This is a genomic window from Streptomyces sp. NRRL F-5135 (genome assembly GCF_000719775.1).
Lineage (GTDB): Bacteria > Actinomycetota > Actinomycetes > Streptomycetales > Streptomycetaceae > Streptomyces > Streptomyces hebeiensis.
In genome coordinates this window covers 244687-260683 of record NZ_JOHR01000013.1, presented here as the reverse complement: position 1 = coordinate 260683, position 15997 = coordinate 244687, and the positions used below count along the sequence as shown (strand labels likewise).

Sequence of the window (15997 nt, the reverse complement as noted above, 5' to 3'; positions counted from 1 at the left end):
CCGGATCGTTGTGCGTGTACGCGTGCCGTACGGGGGCGCCGTACGGGTGCCGTACGCGTGGGGCGCATGCCCGCGCCCTGGTGGTCGGCCGCCCGGACGACCCCCGTCCGCCCGGCCGGCCGCCCCGCGTCGCCGCGGCCCGCCCCCCAGCCCGTCAGTCCGTCAGCGCCGCACCGGGCGTACCGAGACCGCGCTCGCCGAGAGCGTCTCCTCCACCCAGATCTCCGCGCCGTACTCCACGGGCTGCGCGCATTTCGCGGCGAATTTCACCGGCTGACCGCTCAGCCTCAGCAGTACTTCCCCGTAGCCCGTGGCCGGGATCGCCGTGACCACCGTGCCCGTCGTGCCCACGAGGTCCTCACCCCGGGGCGCGACCGCGGTCCGGTCGTTCATCAGCGCCCGGCTGAGCCGCCAGGTCAGCCATCCGGCGCCGAGACCGGCCACCACCCCCGTGCCGGTGGCCGGTCCCGTGCCGAGGTCCGTCGTGCCCAGGACGATGGCGCCGCCGAAGCCGAGCATCGAGACGAAACCGGCGATCACCGGCAGCGACAGCAGCCCGTCGAAGAGGCCGTCCAGTGCGCCGACCCCGTCGAAGAGCCCTTCGAGCACCCCGTCGAAGACCAGCGAGAGGATGAGCAGCACGATCCCCGCGATGCCGAGACCGAGAAACAAGCTCATGGGACGTTCCCTCCCCCTGTTGTCGCGGGACACCACCGGTTCCGCGGCGCGTCCCGTGCCTCTTGCGTGCTTCTGTCCGTGCCCACTCCGGGCTTCTTTCCGCGGTTGTTCCGCGTTCGCCCCGCGCCTTGGCTTCCGCGCCGTTCCTTGTTCGCCGGTCATGTTTCCATGCGTGAACGGATGTGCGCATTGCCGGAACCCGGCAGTCTTAACGCGTTCTTAATGCCGGGTCGTTGTCGCAGGCACCTATCAGACGGGGCCCATGCCTGTCCGCCGTTCCGCCGGTCCCGCCGGACTTTTCCGCGGACCCTTCGCCGTGTCCTTCCCGCGACGTTTCCCCGGCGTTCCACGGCCGGCGTTCTCGCGGTGCCGGCGTTCTCGCGGTGCTCCGGCCCGGCTCGGGCGTCAGAACGCCCGTGTGGGCCAGCCCAGCAGCCGTGCTCCGATCACCGCCGTCTGCAAGGTGTACCGGTGCACGGGGTCGGCAGGGTCCGCCCCGGTCAGCTTGTGGATCCGCGCCAGCCGGTACGTCAGCGCCCGCACGCTCAGCGACAGGCGCCGCGCCGCCTCCGCCGCCACGCACCCGGCGTCGAAGTAGACGGTGAGCGTCTCGATCAGCGGCTGGGCGCCGCCGCGCGCGGCCTCCAGCGGGCCGAGCGTGTTCACGACGAGTTCCGTCATCGCCTGCCGGTCGCGGGTGAGGACCGGGTAGACGAGCAGGTCCGCCGCGCGCAGGACCGGACCGTCCAGGTCGAGGCGCGTGGCGAGGTCGAGGACGTTCAGGGCCTCCTCGTACGACCGCACCACCCCGCCCAGGCCGGGCTGCGGGCGGCCGATCCCGATCCGGCCGCCGTCCGTGGCCGCGTACGCCTGCTTAGCGAAGAAGGCGAGCACGTCCGCCTCGTCGCCCGCCGCGATGCACACCAGCCGGCCGGCCTTGGTGGTGAGCAGAATGCTGCGGTCGCCGAACCGGCTGACCAGGGCCTGTTCCACCGAGCGCGGCACGGCGTCGCCCTCGTCGTACGGGACCGGGCCCTCGGCGACCGCCACGGCGTGCTCGTAGGACAGGCGCAGCCCGAAGCGTTCGGCGCGCTCGGCCAGCCGGCCCAGCTCGCCGCGCCCGTACAGCAGGTCGTCGATGAACTCCCGGCGCGCGGCGACCTCCTGCCGTACGGCAAGCCGCTGCGCGCGTTCGTAACCCTCGGCGAAGGCGTCCACGGACTGTTCGAGGGCGGCGAGCACGCTGTCGGCCGAGTCGGTGGCACGGGTGAGGGGCCAGTGGAGGCGGGCGGCGGCGAGGTGCGCGCCGACCAGGGCGCGCAGTCCGTAACCGGCGTCGGCCGCCTGCTCGCCCAGCTGCCGACGGGCCAGCAGCTCGTCGCGGGTGAGACGGCGGCCGGTGGCGGCCGCCGCCGCGAGGATGTCGGCGTAGCCCGTCAGATAGGCATCCGGAACGCCACCGGTGTCCCCGCCCGTGCCGCCGTTCCCGCGCCCGCTCCCGGCCCGGCTGCCCGCCCCGGCTCCGGTCTCCACGCCGGCCCCGGGTTCGGTACTGGCCCCGGCCCCGGTCTCGCCCCCGATTCCGCTTCCGCTGCCGGCCCCGGTCCCGCTTTCCTGCCCTGTCACGTCTGTCTCCCCCCGCCTCTGTCTCCGTGATCGGTGGACCCCGCCTTTTGTAGCCCATGGTCTGGGGAAACGCCGGTGTCGTCGGCCCGAGCGGGCCTTGAGGTCAAAGCCCGCCCTCACACCCGGGACCAACTCGGCCTGGCCTCCCCCAGTGGTGTGCTCTTCGCCGTCAACGCCACGATGGTCCTGCTCGGTGTCCACGCTCCCGTCACGGAGGCCCTGACCGTCGGAGTCCAGGCCATCGCCGCCGTACTGCTCCTCGCCACCCACGTCCGGCGGACAAGCCCGCCACGGCCGCCCCCGCCGGCCCGAGCGGCCGGGTGACCACGGAGTCCCGGACTGCCGATGCCGCCGATGCCGCCGGGACCGTCCGGGCCGCCGGGACCGCCGGGACCGCGCGAGTCTGACAGGCCGTCAGGATCCGCCCCGACGGCCCTGGGCAGCACGTCGGCCCGGGGCCCGGCGCCCCTCACGACCGGGGGCCGGGCACCGCCTCGGGCGCTGCCCCGGGCACCGCTCCGGATACGGCTTCCGAGGGGGCCGGTGCGGGCGGTGCCGGCGGTGCGTACTGGGCGGCCTGGAGGTGGTAGAGGTCGCGGAACACCTTCGGTCCGTCGGTGGTGTCGGAGAGCAGGTCGTCGAACGTGCCGCTCTCCACCACCCGCCCGTGGTCGAGGACGTGGATCAGATCCGCGGCCCGTACCGAGCCGAGGCGGTGGGTGATGAGGATGACCGTCTGGCCGGCGTCCGCGAGGCGACGGATCTGCTCGAACAGCCGCTGTTCCGCTCGGGCGTCGAGCGCCGAGGTGGGCTCGTCGACGATCAGGACCCGGCCGGCGCGGTAGTGGGCGCGGGCGAGGCCGAGGCGCTGCCACTGCCCGCCGGAGAGCTGGTGGCCGCCCTTGTAGCCACGGGCCAGGAGCGTGCGCCGGCCGCGGGGCAGCTCCTCGATCAGCTCCTCCGCCCCCGCGTACCGGACGGCGTCCGTCAGCCGTTCCTCGGTCACCGGCACCTCGCTGCGGCCGATGCTGATGTTCACCTCCGCCGTGAACGGCCAGCGGTAGAAGTCCTGCCCCACCACGGCGACCCGGGAGACCAGCTCCTGACGGTCCGCCTCCGCCGCGTCCAGTCCGTCCCACAGGATCCGGCCCGAGTCGGGGCGGTAGAGCCCGCACAACAGCTTGACCAGCGTGGTCTTGCCGCTGCCGTTCTCACCCACCAGAGCGACGATCTTGCCGGTCGGGATGGTCAGGGAGACGCCGTCGAGCGCGCGCCGGTTGTCCTTCCCCCGGTACGTGAACACCACGTCCTCGAAGGTGATGGCGGCCGGCGCCGGGGGCAGCGGGCGCCCCCCGACCGGAATGGCCCGGCGGCCCGCCTCCTCGCACAGCCGGTGCAGATCACCGACGAACAAGCTCTCCTCGTTCAGGTGGTTCACCTGGAGGATCAGGTTCTCCAGGGCGGCCGATCCGGTGCGGATGGCCAGGACGGCGGTCCCGCCCACGGCCAGCGCCATCGCGCCCGTCCACAGCAGCCCGCCCAGCGCGGCGTACGCGGCGACGGTCGCCAGACCGGTCCAGCCGGCCGCGATCAGGCCCGTGCGGGCGTCGAGCCGGGAGAGCCTGCGCTGCTCGGCCTCCTGCGACTGCGACATCGCCCGGAAGTGGTGCAGCAGGAACGGCCCCACGTCGTGCGCCCGGATCTCCGCCGCCGCGTCGGTGGAGATCAGCAAACCGCTGATCAGCCGCCCTGCCCGCGCGTGCTGCACCCAGACCTGGAACGACACGTACCGGCGGCGGGCCACCGTCAGCGCGGCCCACGCGCTGGGCACCGTCATCGCGACCAGCAGCGGCAGCAGCGCCGGGTGCAGGAGGGCGAGCACCCCGGCGGACGCGACCAGCGACATCAGCGCGGTCACCACGCTCTGGCAGTACTGCACCATGCGCCGCGCCGAACTCGCCCCGTACTGCGCGCTGTCGAGCAGCTTGTGGAACTCGTCGTCCTCGACCGCCTCCAGCTCGACCCGGGCGGTGTGCGTCAGATACCGCTCGGTGGCGACCCGCTCGACCTTCGGCTCCAACTGCCCCGTGCCCGCCGTGGACAGCGCCCGCAGCACCGCCCCGAGCAGCGCGGCCCCACCCGCGACGCCCAGCGCGGGCGCGGCCCCGGTGAGGCGGTCGGTGGTCGAGCCGTCCCCGAGCAGGTGCGCCAGCACCCGGTTGACGGCGATCAGCCCGACCGCCTGCCCGATCCCCCGCCCGACTTCCGCCAGCGTCACCAGCCGCAGCGCGCCCCTGTCCGCCTCCCAGGCCAGCCCGACCGTGGTCCCGACCAGCCCGGGCAGCCGCCTGACCACGGATCGCAGGTTGAGCTGGAGGGCGGCGTCCTCGTGCTTGCTCCAGCCCATGTCGTACCGTAACGGCCCGCCGAACAGCAGCCGTTCGGACGCGGACACCTTCTCGGCCTCGGCCTCGGCCTCGGACTTCGTTCCGTGCTGTGCTGTCATCGAACCGTCCCTCCCGTACGGACGCACCAACATGCACGTGCTGAGCCGATGGAACGCACCGGCGGGCACCTTTCGTGATCGATTGACCACGCTCGGTGCGCGAGGAGAAGCTTGCCAGCCGCCACTGACAACCGGCCCCCGGATTTCCGGAAGGGCCGGTGATCGCGCGTCATGAATGCGTAAAGGTATCCATGTGTGTGATTTACATAACATGCGCGGTGAAGGATGCGAATATGTGCCGAGATGTCCGTTCGCGTCGGCCGCCCCGCCAGTCGCCGCCCCGCCAGTCGCGGCCCCGCCACCCGGCGCCCCGGCCGCGTCGGCGGCTCGGCCCGCGTACGGTCGCCGGTCAGATGCTCGCCCTCGTCGTGGTGATCGTCGTGCTGCTGGTGGGCGGCGCGGTCGCCGCGGTCGTCGCACAGGCGCGCCACACCGGCCAGGACGTGGCCCGTGCCCGCGCGCTGTCCGTCGCCGAGACCTTCTCACGCTCTCCCGGGCTGCTCCCCGCGCTGCGATCGCCCGACCCGAGCGCCCGGCTGGAACCGGTGACACGTCAGACACAGCGTGACACCGGCGTCGACTACATCGTCGTGACGAACACGAAGGGGATCCGCTACACCCATCCCGATCCCGGCTACATCGGCAAGCGCGTCAGCGGACCCCTGTACCCGGCCACGGCCGGCCGGCCCTTCACGGACGTGGTCCCGGGCCACACGCTGAAGTCCCCGTCGATCCGCGCGGCGGTCCCCGTCTTCGACGCCAGGGGCAGGGTGGTGGCCGTCGTCAACGCCGGAGTGACGGTCGCGGACACCTCGGCAACGGTCAACCGTCAGCTTCCCCCCATCCTCGGGGGCGGCGCCGGCGCGCTCGCCGCGTCCGTCGGCGGAGTGACGGTCGTCAGCAGACGTCTGCGGCGCCAGACGCACGGACTCGGACCGGCCGAGATCACCAGGATGTACGAGCATCACGACGCCGTGCTGCACGCCGTCAGGGAAGGGGTCCTCATCGTCGCCCGCGACGGCCGGCTGCTGCTGGCGAACGACGAGGCACGCCGCCTGCTGAACCTGCCGGCGGACGCCCAGCGGCGGCCCGTCGCCGAACTCGGCCTCGGCGGGCCCCTCACCCGGCTCCTGACGGAGGGCCGCGTCGCCACCGACGAGGTGCACCGGTCCGCGGACCGCTTCCTGGCCGTGAACCAGCAGCCGACGCGGGTCGGCGGACGCGCCGTGGGCACGGTCGTCACCCTCCGGGACACCACCGAACTGCGGACGCTGGCCGGGGCGGCCACGGAGGCCCGGGAACGCCTCAAGCTGCTCTACGACGCGAGCGTGAGCGTCGGTACCACCCTCGACCTGCCCAGGACCGCGGAGGAACTCGCGCAGGCGGCCCTGCCACGCTTCGCCGACCTCGTCACCGTGGACCTGTTCGAGTCGATGGCGCACGGCGAGGAGCCTCCCCTGACGAAGGACGGACTGCGCCGGATGGCCACCGCCGCCGCGAACGGGCAGCGGCCCCTCTACGAGAAGGGGCGGCTCGTCCGCTACAGCACCGGCTCGCCGCAGAGCCGGAGCCTCACCCACGGGCAGTCGTCGCTCGTACCCGACCTGTCCGTGGACCCCGGCCGGCGGTTCCGCGAGCCCGCGCACGGCCGGTGGGTCGTCGACCAGGGAATACGGTCGTTGATCACCGTGCCGCTCCGGGCCAGGGGCACGGTCCTCGGCGTCACGAGCTTCTACCGGCAGACGGGGCGGGCCTCGTACGACGCCGAGGACCTGGCCATCGCCGAGGAGTTGGTCGGCCGCGCCGCCGTCTGCGTCGACAACGCCCGGCGGTACGCCCGCGAGCACGCCACGGCCGTGTCCCTCCAGCGCAGTCTGCTCCCCGGAGACCTGCCGGAACAGAACGCGGTCAGGGCCGCCTGCCGGTATGTGCCGGCCCGGTCCGGGGTGGGCGGGGACTGGTTCGACGTGATCCCGCTCTCCGGAGCCCGGGTGGCCCTCGTCGTCGGCGACGTCGTCGGCCACGGCCTGCACGCCGCCGCCACGATGGGCAGGCTGCGGACCGCCGTCCTCAACTTCTCCGCGCTCGACCTGGCGCCCGACGAACTCCTCACCCACCTCGACGAACTCGTCATCCGGCTCGACCAGGAGGAGGGCCGCCGGGGGCGCGAGTCGGAGCCCGGAGCGGCGGGCGGCGCCGACGACGTGGGGACCGGGTTCATGGGAGCCACCTGCCTGTACGCGATCTACGACCCGGTGTCCCGCTCCTGCGCCCTCGCCCGGGCGGGCCACCCCGCCCCGGCCGTCGTCCGGCCCGACGGCGGCGTCGCCTTCCCGGAGGTGCCCGGCGGTCCGCCGCTCGGGCTGGGCGGCTTCCCCTTCGAGACGTACGACATGCGGCTCGCCGAGCACAGCGACATCGTGCTGTTCACCGACGGCCTGCTCGGGAACCCCGAGCACGACATCGGCGCCGGCCTGGAGCGACTGAGGCAGGCGCTCGCCGGGCCGGCGCCGGCCGCGCGCTCGGGACCGGCGGAGGGTTCGGGACCGGCCGCCTCTACGGGACCGGCCGCCTCTACGGGACCGGCGGGGCGTACGGATCGTACGGAGTCGTCGGGACGTACGGGACCTGGGGCCGTACCGGCTCGGCCCGCGGAGCCGACGGAGACGGCAACCCGGTCCCCGGTCCGCTCGCCCGAGGAGACCTGCGACGCGGTCCTCGAGGCCCTGCTGCCCGTCGGCCCGAACAGGCCGGAGGACGATGTCGCCCTGCTCGTCGCGCGTACCCGCGCACTGGACGCCGAGCACGTCGTGGTCCGGGAGGTATCGGACGATCCGGTCGCGGTCGCGCGCGTACGTGCCGACGTGACCGGGACGCTCTCCTCATGGGGGCTGGAATCGGTCACGTTCACCACCGAACTGATCGCCAGCGAACTCATCACCAATGCCATCCGCTATGCGACCGCCCCTATCCATCTGCGGTTGATCCGCAACGACTCCGTGCTCATCTGCGAGGTCTCCGACGGCAGCAGTACCTCTCCGCACCTGCGCCGGTCCACCATGAGCGACGAGGGCGGCCGGGGCCTCTTCCTCGTCGCGCAGCTCGCCCAGAGCTGGGGCACGCGCTACACGGCGCGCGGGAAGACCATCTGGGCCGAGCAGCCGCTGGCACCGGCGCAGTCCGCCGAACCCGTCGCGTTCGCCGGGCTCGCGGCGTTCCCCGACTTTGCGGACCTGGTCACCGACGCCGCCGAGCCGACGGAGCCGACGGGGCAGTCGGAGCCGACGGGGCAGTCGGGGCCGACCGGGCCGGACGCCCCCGGCCCCGGCCCGTCGTGACGGGTGGTCCGGCCGGACGTGCCGGGGCCCGGCCGGACGTGATCCGGTCAGACGAACAGGAACGCCGCCGTCGTCGCCGCGCCGAGCGCCGCCCCCGCGATCGTCTGCCCCGTGGTGTGGTACCGCAGCGCCACCCGGGACCAGCACACCGCGACGGTCAACGCGTAGGCGAGCAGCCACCAGGGGGAGTGGACCACCGCGAGCTGCGCCACGACCGCGGAGGCGACCGCCGCGTCCACCGAGATCTTCCACACGGTGTTGACGGACAGCAGGCCGATCGTCATCCCCCACAGGGAGAGCATCGTGACCAGGATGCCGGTGGGCGCGCCGCCGAGGACCATCACCGCCGAACCGGCGCCTGTCGAGCCGAGGATGACGAAGAAGATCGGCGCGCGCTTGGTGCGGTCGACGACGTGCCGGTCGCCCCAGGTGCCGCGCTTGCGCTCCCACTCGATGTAGCTCGCCGGGACGATGCCCGCGCACAGGGCCGCGAGGAGACCCCACGGCAGGCCGGTCCAGTCGCCGGCCGCCGCCAGTCCGATGCCGACCATGCCGACCAGCAGCAGGTTGCGCGGCTGGAAGACCTCGGTGACCGCGCGGGCGAGTGAGGTGACGCGATCGCTCCGGCCCCGGCGGGTGGCCATGTCGGCCATCTCGGCCACGTTGGTCTCGTTGGTCTCGTTGGTCTCGTTGGCCGTGTTGATCTCGTCGGCTTTGCCCGCGCCCGCCGTACGGCTGCCGTCCGCGCCGTGCCCCGTCGTCGTACCGCTCACGCCGTCCGCTCCGTCGTCGCCGCCGTCCGCTCCGTGCCCGCGGGCCCCTCCGCCGCGCTCGGGAGCCCCATGCCGTCCAGGAGCCGCCGCCTCCGCTCCGGGGTGATCGTCCGGTACGCGGTCGCCACCCGTACCAGCCAGGCGACCTCGCCCTCCTGGTCCATGGCGTGCTGCTGTTCGACGGCGGCCGCCTTGCCCGCCGCCGCGCCGCCCGCCTTGGCGGCGAGGGCCGCGCTGATCCAGTACGCCTCGGCGAGCGGTCCCGCCTTCGCCGCGTCGGGTGTGTCCCCGGCCGCCGCCTCCTTCGCCCCGGCGAGCAGGCCGTCCGGCACGTAGTGGCGCAGTTTCTCCACCGCGTCCGCGATGTCGGCCGCCCAGCGGTCCACCCGGAGATCGGCGGGCGTGTCGAAGCGGGTCAGCTCCCGCCGCAGCGAGACGGGTGGTTCGAAGGGCTGGTCGGGGAAGGCCGTCATCAGCTCGTACCAGAGCGGATGCAGCGCCACCTGGGCCCGCCACAGTTTCGCGCGCCGCCAGCCCTTGTGGAAGGCCGGGATGGACGCGCCCAGCGCGAAGAACGCGAACAGCACGACCTGGGCGGCCTCGGTGACCTCGTCGAAGGTCCGCGCGAAGTCCGCTCCCGGCTGGTCGACGACGCTGACCCACATGAAGAGGGTCCGGCTGACCGTGTAACCGACTCCGATGAACATGGCGAAGGTCATCATGCCGAGGCCCACCCGCAGGTGGCGGTGGGCGGCGCCCGCCGTGGCCAGGGCCCACTGGTATGCGCAGACGGCGGAGGCGGCGCCCAAGTAGAGGTAGAAGACGCTCATGTAGAGCGTCGCGCCCCACTGGCCCGCGTGGTCGGAGACGAACCGGTCCGACGGTACGGACCGGTCGACCACCGTGAAGAACAGCACGGTCAGCAGGATCAGCGTGGCGGCCGACGCCTTCGTCGCCACCTGCTGGACGAGCCGGGCGAACCGTACGTGGCGCGGGACGTCCCCGCCCTCCGGGTAGTGCCCGTAGATCGCGACGATGTAGCTGAGGATCGCCAGGATGGCGATGGTCGCCGTGTAGTGCTTGATCAGTACCGAGAGGTCGGTGACCGGACTGTTGTTGAGCCCGATGCGCACGATCTGCGTCTTCGTCCACAGGGCGATGGCGAACCCGGCGTAGCACCCCCACAGCGCGCGCCGCCGTTTGTCCTCCTCGTCGCCCCACAGAGCCGCCGGCATACGCCACAGGGCTACGGCTGTCATCACGCCGGCTATGAGATATCCGGCAAGGTCGAGCGGGCTCACACGGGGTCCTCGGGGCGTCTGCGGAGGGGGTACGGGTGGACGGGTACAGGCCGTACGCGAGGAGCTTACGTAGAACTTACGAACGTGTCACGGCCGTCGGAAGAAGCGCCGCCGCCTGTGTGCCACGGGGCGCGAGAGCGAGTTCGCGAGGCGGCCCATCATGTCGTCGCTCGTCACGTCCGTGGCCATGCGCGCGATGAGCGAGGCACCGAATTCGGCTACCCGTTCGTCGTGGGTGTCGTACTGCGCGCGGGCCTGGATCGGGCCGCCCGAGCGGAGGGCCTCGGCGACGGCGGGCGAGAAGCCGTCGGGCGATCCGTGGGCCGCACCGCGCGTGCCATCGATGCCGCGCGTACCGCCTGTGTCGCTCGTATCGTCCGTGCCGCCTGTGCCGTCCGTCGAGAGCACCCGCGTGATCAGTGAGGTGTCGAAGACGGGCAGCAGCCTCCGCAACTGGTCCGCGTCCAGGGTCGTGCCGTGGTCGAACCACTCGTGGCACAACTCGTGCAGGATGACGTGCTGCGTCTGGTACGCGGTCGGGCGGCGCCGGTAGAGCACGAAGCTGGTGTCACCGGCCTTCAGGCGCAGTCCGCAGGCGGCGTTGACTCGGGCCAGCCGGTCGGGGAGTTCGTGCAGCGAAATCGTGCGGCCACGGGCCGCTTCCATGTTCGCCACCAGAGCCGGGATGCTGAACGGAGCGGGTATGGGTAGGTCGGCCAGCCCGGCTTCGCATTCTTTTCGCAGCTCGCGCATGGACATGGAGACCTCTGAGACCTCTGATCGTTCGATCGTCATCGCGTGTACATGACGTGCGGCCAGGAGATTCTAGCCAGTGGCCGTGAACACGCGTGCGCTACGGCCCCGGTTCCCCGTCCGGCGCCCGGCCCCCGCCGCCCTCCGTGCCGTGACCCGTGGTCGGGCCGGTCCCGCCGTTGGTGCCCTCCTTGCTGTCGGCCAGCAGTGAGAGCGCGAATTCGAGCAGTTCAGGGGGCAGGCCGTCGTCGTCGAGGCCGCGCCCGGCCACCCCGCTGATCTCCCCCGTACGCCGCTTCGCGAGGAACTGGAGCCCGGCCACCACCTCGTCGACGACCTCGGACTCCTCCTTGAAGAAGCGCCAGTCGACACCGAAGCCCAGCCCGAGCGCGCGCAGGATGTCCTCCGACGGGTGCGTGACCTTGCCGGCGAGGATGTTGGAGAAATAGCTGTGCGAGAGCGACCCGCCCCGTTCCTTGACGAGGTCGGCGAAGACGCGTCCGGAGATCTTCTGGCCCGGGAAGGTCTTCTCGACCATGTACTCGACCTTCTGCCGCAACGTTGTCAGCTCCGGCATGTGTTCCTCGCCGTTGTCCATCCGGGCCCCCACGCTCACACGTCACATACGTCACATGGTTCCATCCGCCGCCGCTCGCTCATGGGGCGCTGTGTGACGTTCGATTTCGGTCAACGGGCCCGTACTGTAACCGAATCGGTCGGCGGGACCGTTCTTTACCAGACGTATACGGAGTTTCCCGTACCACACCCTGGAACGGACTTGCGTAAACACTCTACGTCACTGTTAACTCGAAAAAACACGGGCAGGGAACCACGAGGGGAGTTCCCTGCCCGTGTGGATCGTCGTCGTGCGCGGTGCGCGGTGCGCGCGCCGGGTAAGGGGGGTTCCGGCGCGGTGCCGACGTGGTCGGCGCATAGGTGTAGCCCTTCGCGACGGGGGATGCACGAAGGGCTACGTCTCTATTATGACCCCTCGCGGGGGTCCTATGACAGCGGACCGGCCGAATAGTTTTCACGGAGACCGGCATAAGCACGGTCCGGGTGGCGGAAGGCGACGTCGGGGCGCGGCGTCGGGCTCGCCGTGCGTCCACCACTCGGCCCGCCGCAGGCGCGGTCAGGCCGGTGGCGTTCGGGTGGGCGGTGCCGGCCGGCGGACGGGCGGTGACGCGCCGCGCGACGGCCGCGGCCCGCTTCGGGGCCATGGGCCGGGGGCCGAAAACGGCTGGATCTTGTCGGTGGCCCACACGCGCCCGAGGCCCGCCGTCAGAAGGTCGTACGGGCCCCGCCCACGTCCGCTCCGAACCTCGCTTGTATCCCCGACACGCTCACCCCGGCGCTCTTGCCGCAGATGTTGACGGACCCCTCGGCCACCGGCCCGCCGGCCGCGCCGCGCGCGATCCACACGCAGCCGTCGGTGTTCTCGCCGGGCACCCCGACGACGGTCTCGGCCTTGCCGTCCTTGTTGAGATCCGTGAGGTGGACGGACTCACCGAAGGAGTCCAGCGCCTCGGCCGCACCGGGAACGCCGACCGTGTCCTGGTTGTACGCCACGGACCCGGCGCCGGTGAGGCCGGCCGCCGAGCCGCGCAGCAGGGTGGCGGCGCCGGCCGCGGAGCGGTCGCCGATCGCCTCGGCCGGCGCGCCGGTCAGCACATCGGCGTACCCGTCGCCGTTGACGTCACCCACGCTCAGCGAGAAGCCGAACTGGTCACCGTTCTCGCCGCCGCCCGGCACGCCCGACGAGTCCTGGTGGAACACCTTCGGGCGCTGGGTCGCCGGGATGCCCTGCGCGCTGCCGTACAGCACCTGGATCTCCCCGCCGCGGTGGGCCGCGCCCTTCTCGCCGCTGAGGTACTCGTCGTCGGGGATCCCGGTCACGAGGTCGCCGTAGCCGTCACCGTCGACGTCCCCGATCCGGCCCGTGTACCCGTCCGCGAGATCCAACGGCACCAGGCTCTGCGCGCCGGTGTCGAACCGTACGGGCCCCCGGACGTCGCCGCTGGTCGGGCCGGGCAGCCAGAAGCGTTCGGCCCTCCCGTCACCGTTCACGTCGCCCATGACCACTCCGCGGGTGGTGCCGAGCTGCGGCACCCGCCGGACGGCGGCGGGACGTCCGGCCCGGGTGAACGGACCGGTGTAGTCGGCTCCGCCGCAGTTCGACGCGATGCCCACCTCGGGCGCGCCGTCGCCCGTCATGTCACCGGCCGCCAGCGACATACCGAAACGGCAGCCCGGGGCGTGGCCCTCCCCGTGACCGGACGGCGGGCTGATGCCCGCGCCGCCGGTGAGCCCCTTCGGTCCGCCCCAGACGACGGTGACCGCGCCCCGGCCGCGCAGGCTGCCGACAGTCTCGTCCCGGACGCCGACCAGCAGGTCCGCGTAGCCGTCCCGGTCGAGGTCGGCGGTGGCCGTGGACCCGCCGAAGCGGTCGTTCCGCTCCGGCTCACCGGGGATTCCGGCGGTCGCCTGGGTGAGGACGACGCGCCGCCCGGCGCTCACTCCGGAGGCCGACCCGTACAGCACGACGACCGCGCCCGCCCCCTCCACCTTTCCGTTGGCCGCGTCCGGTGCGCCGATGGCGAGGTCGCGGTGGCCGTCGCCGTTGAAGTCGTCCTGTACGGCGGGCGTGTTGGCGCCGCGGTACGGGGCCGCGGCCATGGCGGGTGGGGCGGCCACGGCGGGGGCCGAGGCCGTGGCGGGTGGTGCGGCCGGGGTGGGCGACGCGGCGGCGGGCACCGGCGCCGCGCACACCGCGCCGAGCGCGGCCACCACGGCGAACGTTCTGCGCACGGGGACTCCTTATCCCTTGAGCATCCGGAAGGACGCGTCCGTCAGATAGAGGCCGTTGTGCTCATACCGTTCGAGCCGCAGCCGGAAGTCGCGGTGGCGGATGAAACGGCCGGGGTAGTTGTACGACTCGAACATCACACTGCCGTCGTACACACCGGGCTTGGAACAGAAGGTCGCGTCCTTCTTGAAGAGCGAACTGCCGTCGTCGGTGTCGGCGCGGAGCCGGAAGTCGCGGTGGCGCAGGTACCGGCCGTCGCCGAGGGAGAAGGAGTAGCAGCCGGATCCCGCCAGGCCGTCGGTGACGGTGATGAGCGCCGAGCGGCGGTCGACCTGTTCGAGGAGGCCGACGCCGTTGCGGACGTGCCAGTAGCGGTCGGGGTAGTTGACGGCCTGCATGGCGCGTTCGCGGGTGGCGGGGGCCGCCGGGGCGCCGGGGTGGTGCGGTGCCGCGCCCGCGCCGTGGCCCGTGTCCCCGCCGGTGTTCTCGCCGTTGTCGCGTCCCGGGCCCTCTCCCGGGTTCTTTCCCGTGCCGCCGTCGCCCTGCCCGGCGGGCTTGTCGGACGGGGACCCCGATGTCGACGACGCGGCGGGCGGCTTGTCGGTGGAGCGGCCGGAGGCGGAGGCGGATTCGCTCGCGTCGGTCGGCGGTGTCCGGGGCTGCTCGGTGACATCGCCCGGTATGTCGTCCGCCGTGCCGGCGGCGAAGCCGGGCAGCTGGGGTGCCGTGCCGAGGTCCGTGCCGGGCGAGGCGGCCCGTTCGACGCGCCGCTCCGACGGTCCGGCGAGCATCACGAGCCCGACCCCGCAGGCGACCGCGACCACACCGACGAGCAGGGTGTTCACCACGAGCCGGCCCTGCGGCAGAGCCCTCCACCGCCGGCCCTCACCGGCACCCTCGCTCCCGGCCCCGTACCCGCCGCTCGCCGTACCCGCCGCTCCCCGAGCCGCCCCGGTCCCCTCGAACAGCCGCAGGTCGGAGTCCTTCGGGCCGCTGCGCACCCGCGGATGCCGTAACGGAGCGATGTCCGGCCGGGGCCACCTCAGCGGCACCGCGATACGCCTCGACACCCCGCCGGCGGGGCCTTTCTGTGAGCGCCGAGTGGGGTCGGCACCGCTCGAATCCGGCATGCGCAGCTTGCCTCCAGCGTCGATTCCCGGCACAGGGGACACACGGGTGCCGCTGTGCGGTATCTGAGACCTGTGATCTGCTCTGGTGATCTGCTTCGACACAAAGCAAAAAAGGGGGACGGGGGGTCACGAACACGCGGACGGCAAGGGACGGCCAACTACCGTTCGACAGGCCGGTGTTGTGACGAGTGAAAGACTAGTGGACCACGTGACCCTCAAGTAAAGGATTCGACACTCGCGAACGAGGATCTTCGCGGACTCGCGGACTCGCGGACCCGTGGACTCCCGGACCCGTGGTCGCTCGCCTCGTGGTCACTCAGCCCCGTGCCCCGGGGCGGCTCACGGCCCTCGCGCACGGCCCTCGCGCACGGGCGTCGTACGATTCCGCCCTGCCGGCCCGTCCGTTCCGGCCCATGTCCGACTCACACCCCGGAGCCGCCCGCGTGACCGACGAGTCCGCCACCGCCCGTACGACCGTGGAGCCCGACGCCTCCCCGGCCGCTCCTCGTGCCCCCTTCCTCTATGTCGTCGTCTGCGCGTCCGGGATCGCCGGGGGCGTGGAGGAGTTGATCGGGGCCGCGCGGGAGCGCGGGTGGGAGGTCGGGGTCGTGGCGACTCCGCTCGCGCTCGGTTTCATCGACCGGGAGGCGGTCGAGGAGCGGACCGGGTATCCGGTCCGGTCCGAGTGGCGGCTGCCCGGGGAGCCGCGGCCGTTGCCGGATCCGGACGCGATCGCCGTCGCCCCGGCCACGTTCAACACCGTCAACAAGTGGGCGGCGGGGATCTCCGACACCCTTGCCCTGGGTGTGCTGTGCGAGGCGTACGGGATGGGGGTGCCCATCGCGGTGCTGCCGTGCCTGAACGCGGCCCAGGCCGCCCATCCCGCGTACCGGCGGAGCATCGACCGGCTGAGCGCGATGGGCGTCCTGATCGGCGGGCACGGGCCCGACCGGCCCGAGGAGGGCTGTGGCGGCGACCGGTTCCGGTGGGAGGAGGCCCTGGAACTGCTCGGTCCGCCGGGCTCCACGGGCCCGGCGGACTCCGCACCGGAAACTGGGAAAGCGCCGCCGCCCACAGTTTTCTGAC

Annotated in this window: 12 protein-coding genes; 3 read left to right on the top strand and 9 right to left on the bottom strand. The window is 72.7% G+C overall.

What is annotated here, in order from left to right; genetic code table 11:
- Positions 1-162 precede the first annotated feature (162 nt).
- Entirely contained in the window at positions 163-678 is a 516-nt protein-coding gene (locus IG02_RS0123550) for a hypothetical protein (protein ID WP_030751572.1), read from the bottom strand.
- A 405-nt stretch (positions 679-1083) separates the two neighbouring features.
- Positions 1084-2118: a PucR family transcriptional regulator gene (locus IG02_RS0123545; protein WP_030751568.1), complete on the bottom strand. Its 1035-nt coding sequence runs from the start codon at positions 2116-2118 to the stop codon at positions 1084-1086.
- 261 nt (positions 2119-2379) lie between these two features.
- On the opposite strand from IG02_RS0123545, the gene IG02_RS41745 reads away from it, so the two are divergent.
- Positions 2380-2628 (top strand): hypothetical protein, encoded by a 249-nt coding sequence (locus IG02_RS41745; RefSeq protein WP_158712374.1) that lies wholly within the window; start codon positions 2380-2382, stop codon positions 2626-2628.
- 145 nt (positions 2629-2773) lie between these two features.
- Here the strand turns inward: IG02_RS41745 and IG02_RS0123535 are convergent, their stop codons facing one another.
- A complete protein-coding gene (locus IG02_RS0123535; protein WP_030751565.1) occupies positions 2774-4810 on the bottom strand; it encodes an ABC transporter ATP-binding protein in 2037 nt (678 codons plus the stop codon).
- 353 nt (positions 4811-5163) lie between these two features.
- Here IG02_RS0123535 and IG02_RS0123530 point away from each other — a divergent pair, with 353 nt between their 5' ends.
- Positions 5164-8148 carry a SpoIIE family protein phosphatase gene (locus IG02_RS0123530; RefSeq protein ID WP_063756838.1) on the top strand — a complete coding sequence of 995 codons (2985 nt, stop codon included), beginning with the start codon at positions 5164-5166 and terminating at the stop codon, positions 8146-8148.
- Positions 8149-8195: 47 nt separating this feature from the next.
- Here IG02_RS0123530 and IG02_RS0123525 read toward each other — a convergent pair whose 3' ends face one another.
- From IG02_RS0123525 to IG02_RS37960, 6 genes are all read right to left on the bottom strand, one after another.
- Positions 8196-8801, bottom strand: coding sequence for a hypothetical protein (locus IG02_RS0123525; protein ID WP_234314886.1), 606 nt, complete (start codon positions 8799-8801; stop codon positions 8196-8198).
- 116 nt (positions 8802-8917) lie between these two features.
- Positions 8918-10222, bottom strand: coding sequence for an MAB_1171c family putative transporter (locus tag IG02_RS0123520; protein ID WP_030751555.1), 1305 nt, complete (start codon positions 10220-10222; stop codon positions 8918-8920).
- An 87-nt stretch (positions 10223-10309) separates the two neighbouring features.
- Complete coding sequence (locus IG02_RS0123515) at positions 10310-10981, bottom strand: hypothetical protein (RefSeq protein ID WP_030751552.1); 672 nt, start codon at positions 10979-10981, stop codon at positions 10310-10312.
- A 94-nt stretch (positions 10982-11075) separates the two neighbouring features.
- On the bottom strand, positions 11076-11573 hold the full coding sequence (locus IG02_RS0123510) for a hypothetical protein (protein WP_078854745.1): 498 nt from the start codon (positions 11571-11573) through the stop codon (positions 11076-11078).
- A 683-nt stretch (positions 11574-12256) separates the two neighbouring features.
- On the bottom strand, positions 12257-13783 hold the full coding sequence (locus IG02_RS0123505; RefSeq protein ID WP_051765581.1) for an FG-GAP-like repeat-containing protein: 1527 nt from the start codon (positions 13781-13783) through the stop codon (positions 12257-12259).
- Positions 13784-13792: 9 nt separating this feature from the next.
- Positions 13793-14782, bottom strand: a complete 990-nt coding sequence (locus IG02_RS37960) for an AbfB domain-containing protein (RefSeq protein ID WP_051765579.1) — start codon at positions 14780-14782, stop codon at positions 13793-13795.
- A 542-nt stretch (positions 14783-15324) separates the two neighbouring features.
- On the opposite strand from IG02_RS37960, the gene IG02_RS0123495 reads away from it, so the two are divergent.
- Positions 15325-15996 carry a flavoprotein gene (locus IG02_RS0123495; protein WP_078854742.1) on the top strand — a complete coding sequence of 224 codons (672 nt, stop codon included), beginning with the start codon at positions 15325-15327 and terminating at the stop codon, positions 15994-15996.
- The last annotated feature ends 1 nt before the right edge of the window (position 15997 follow it).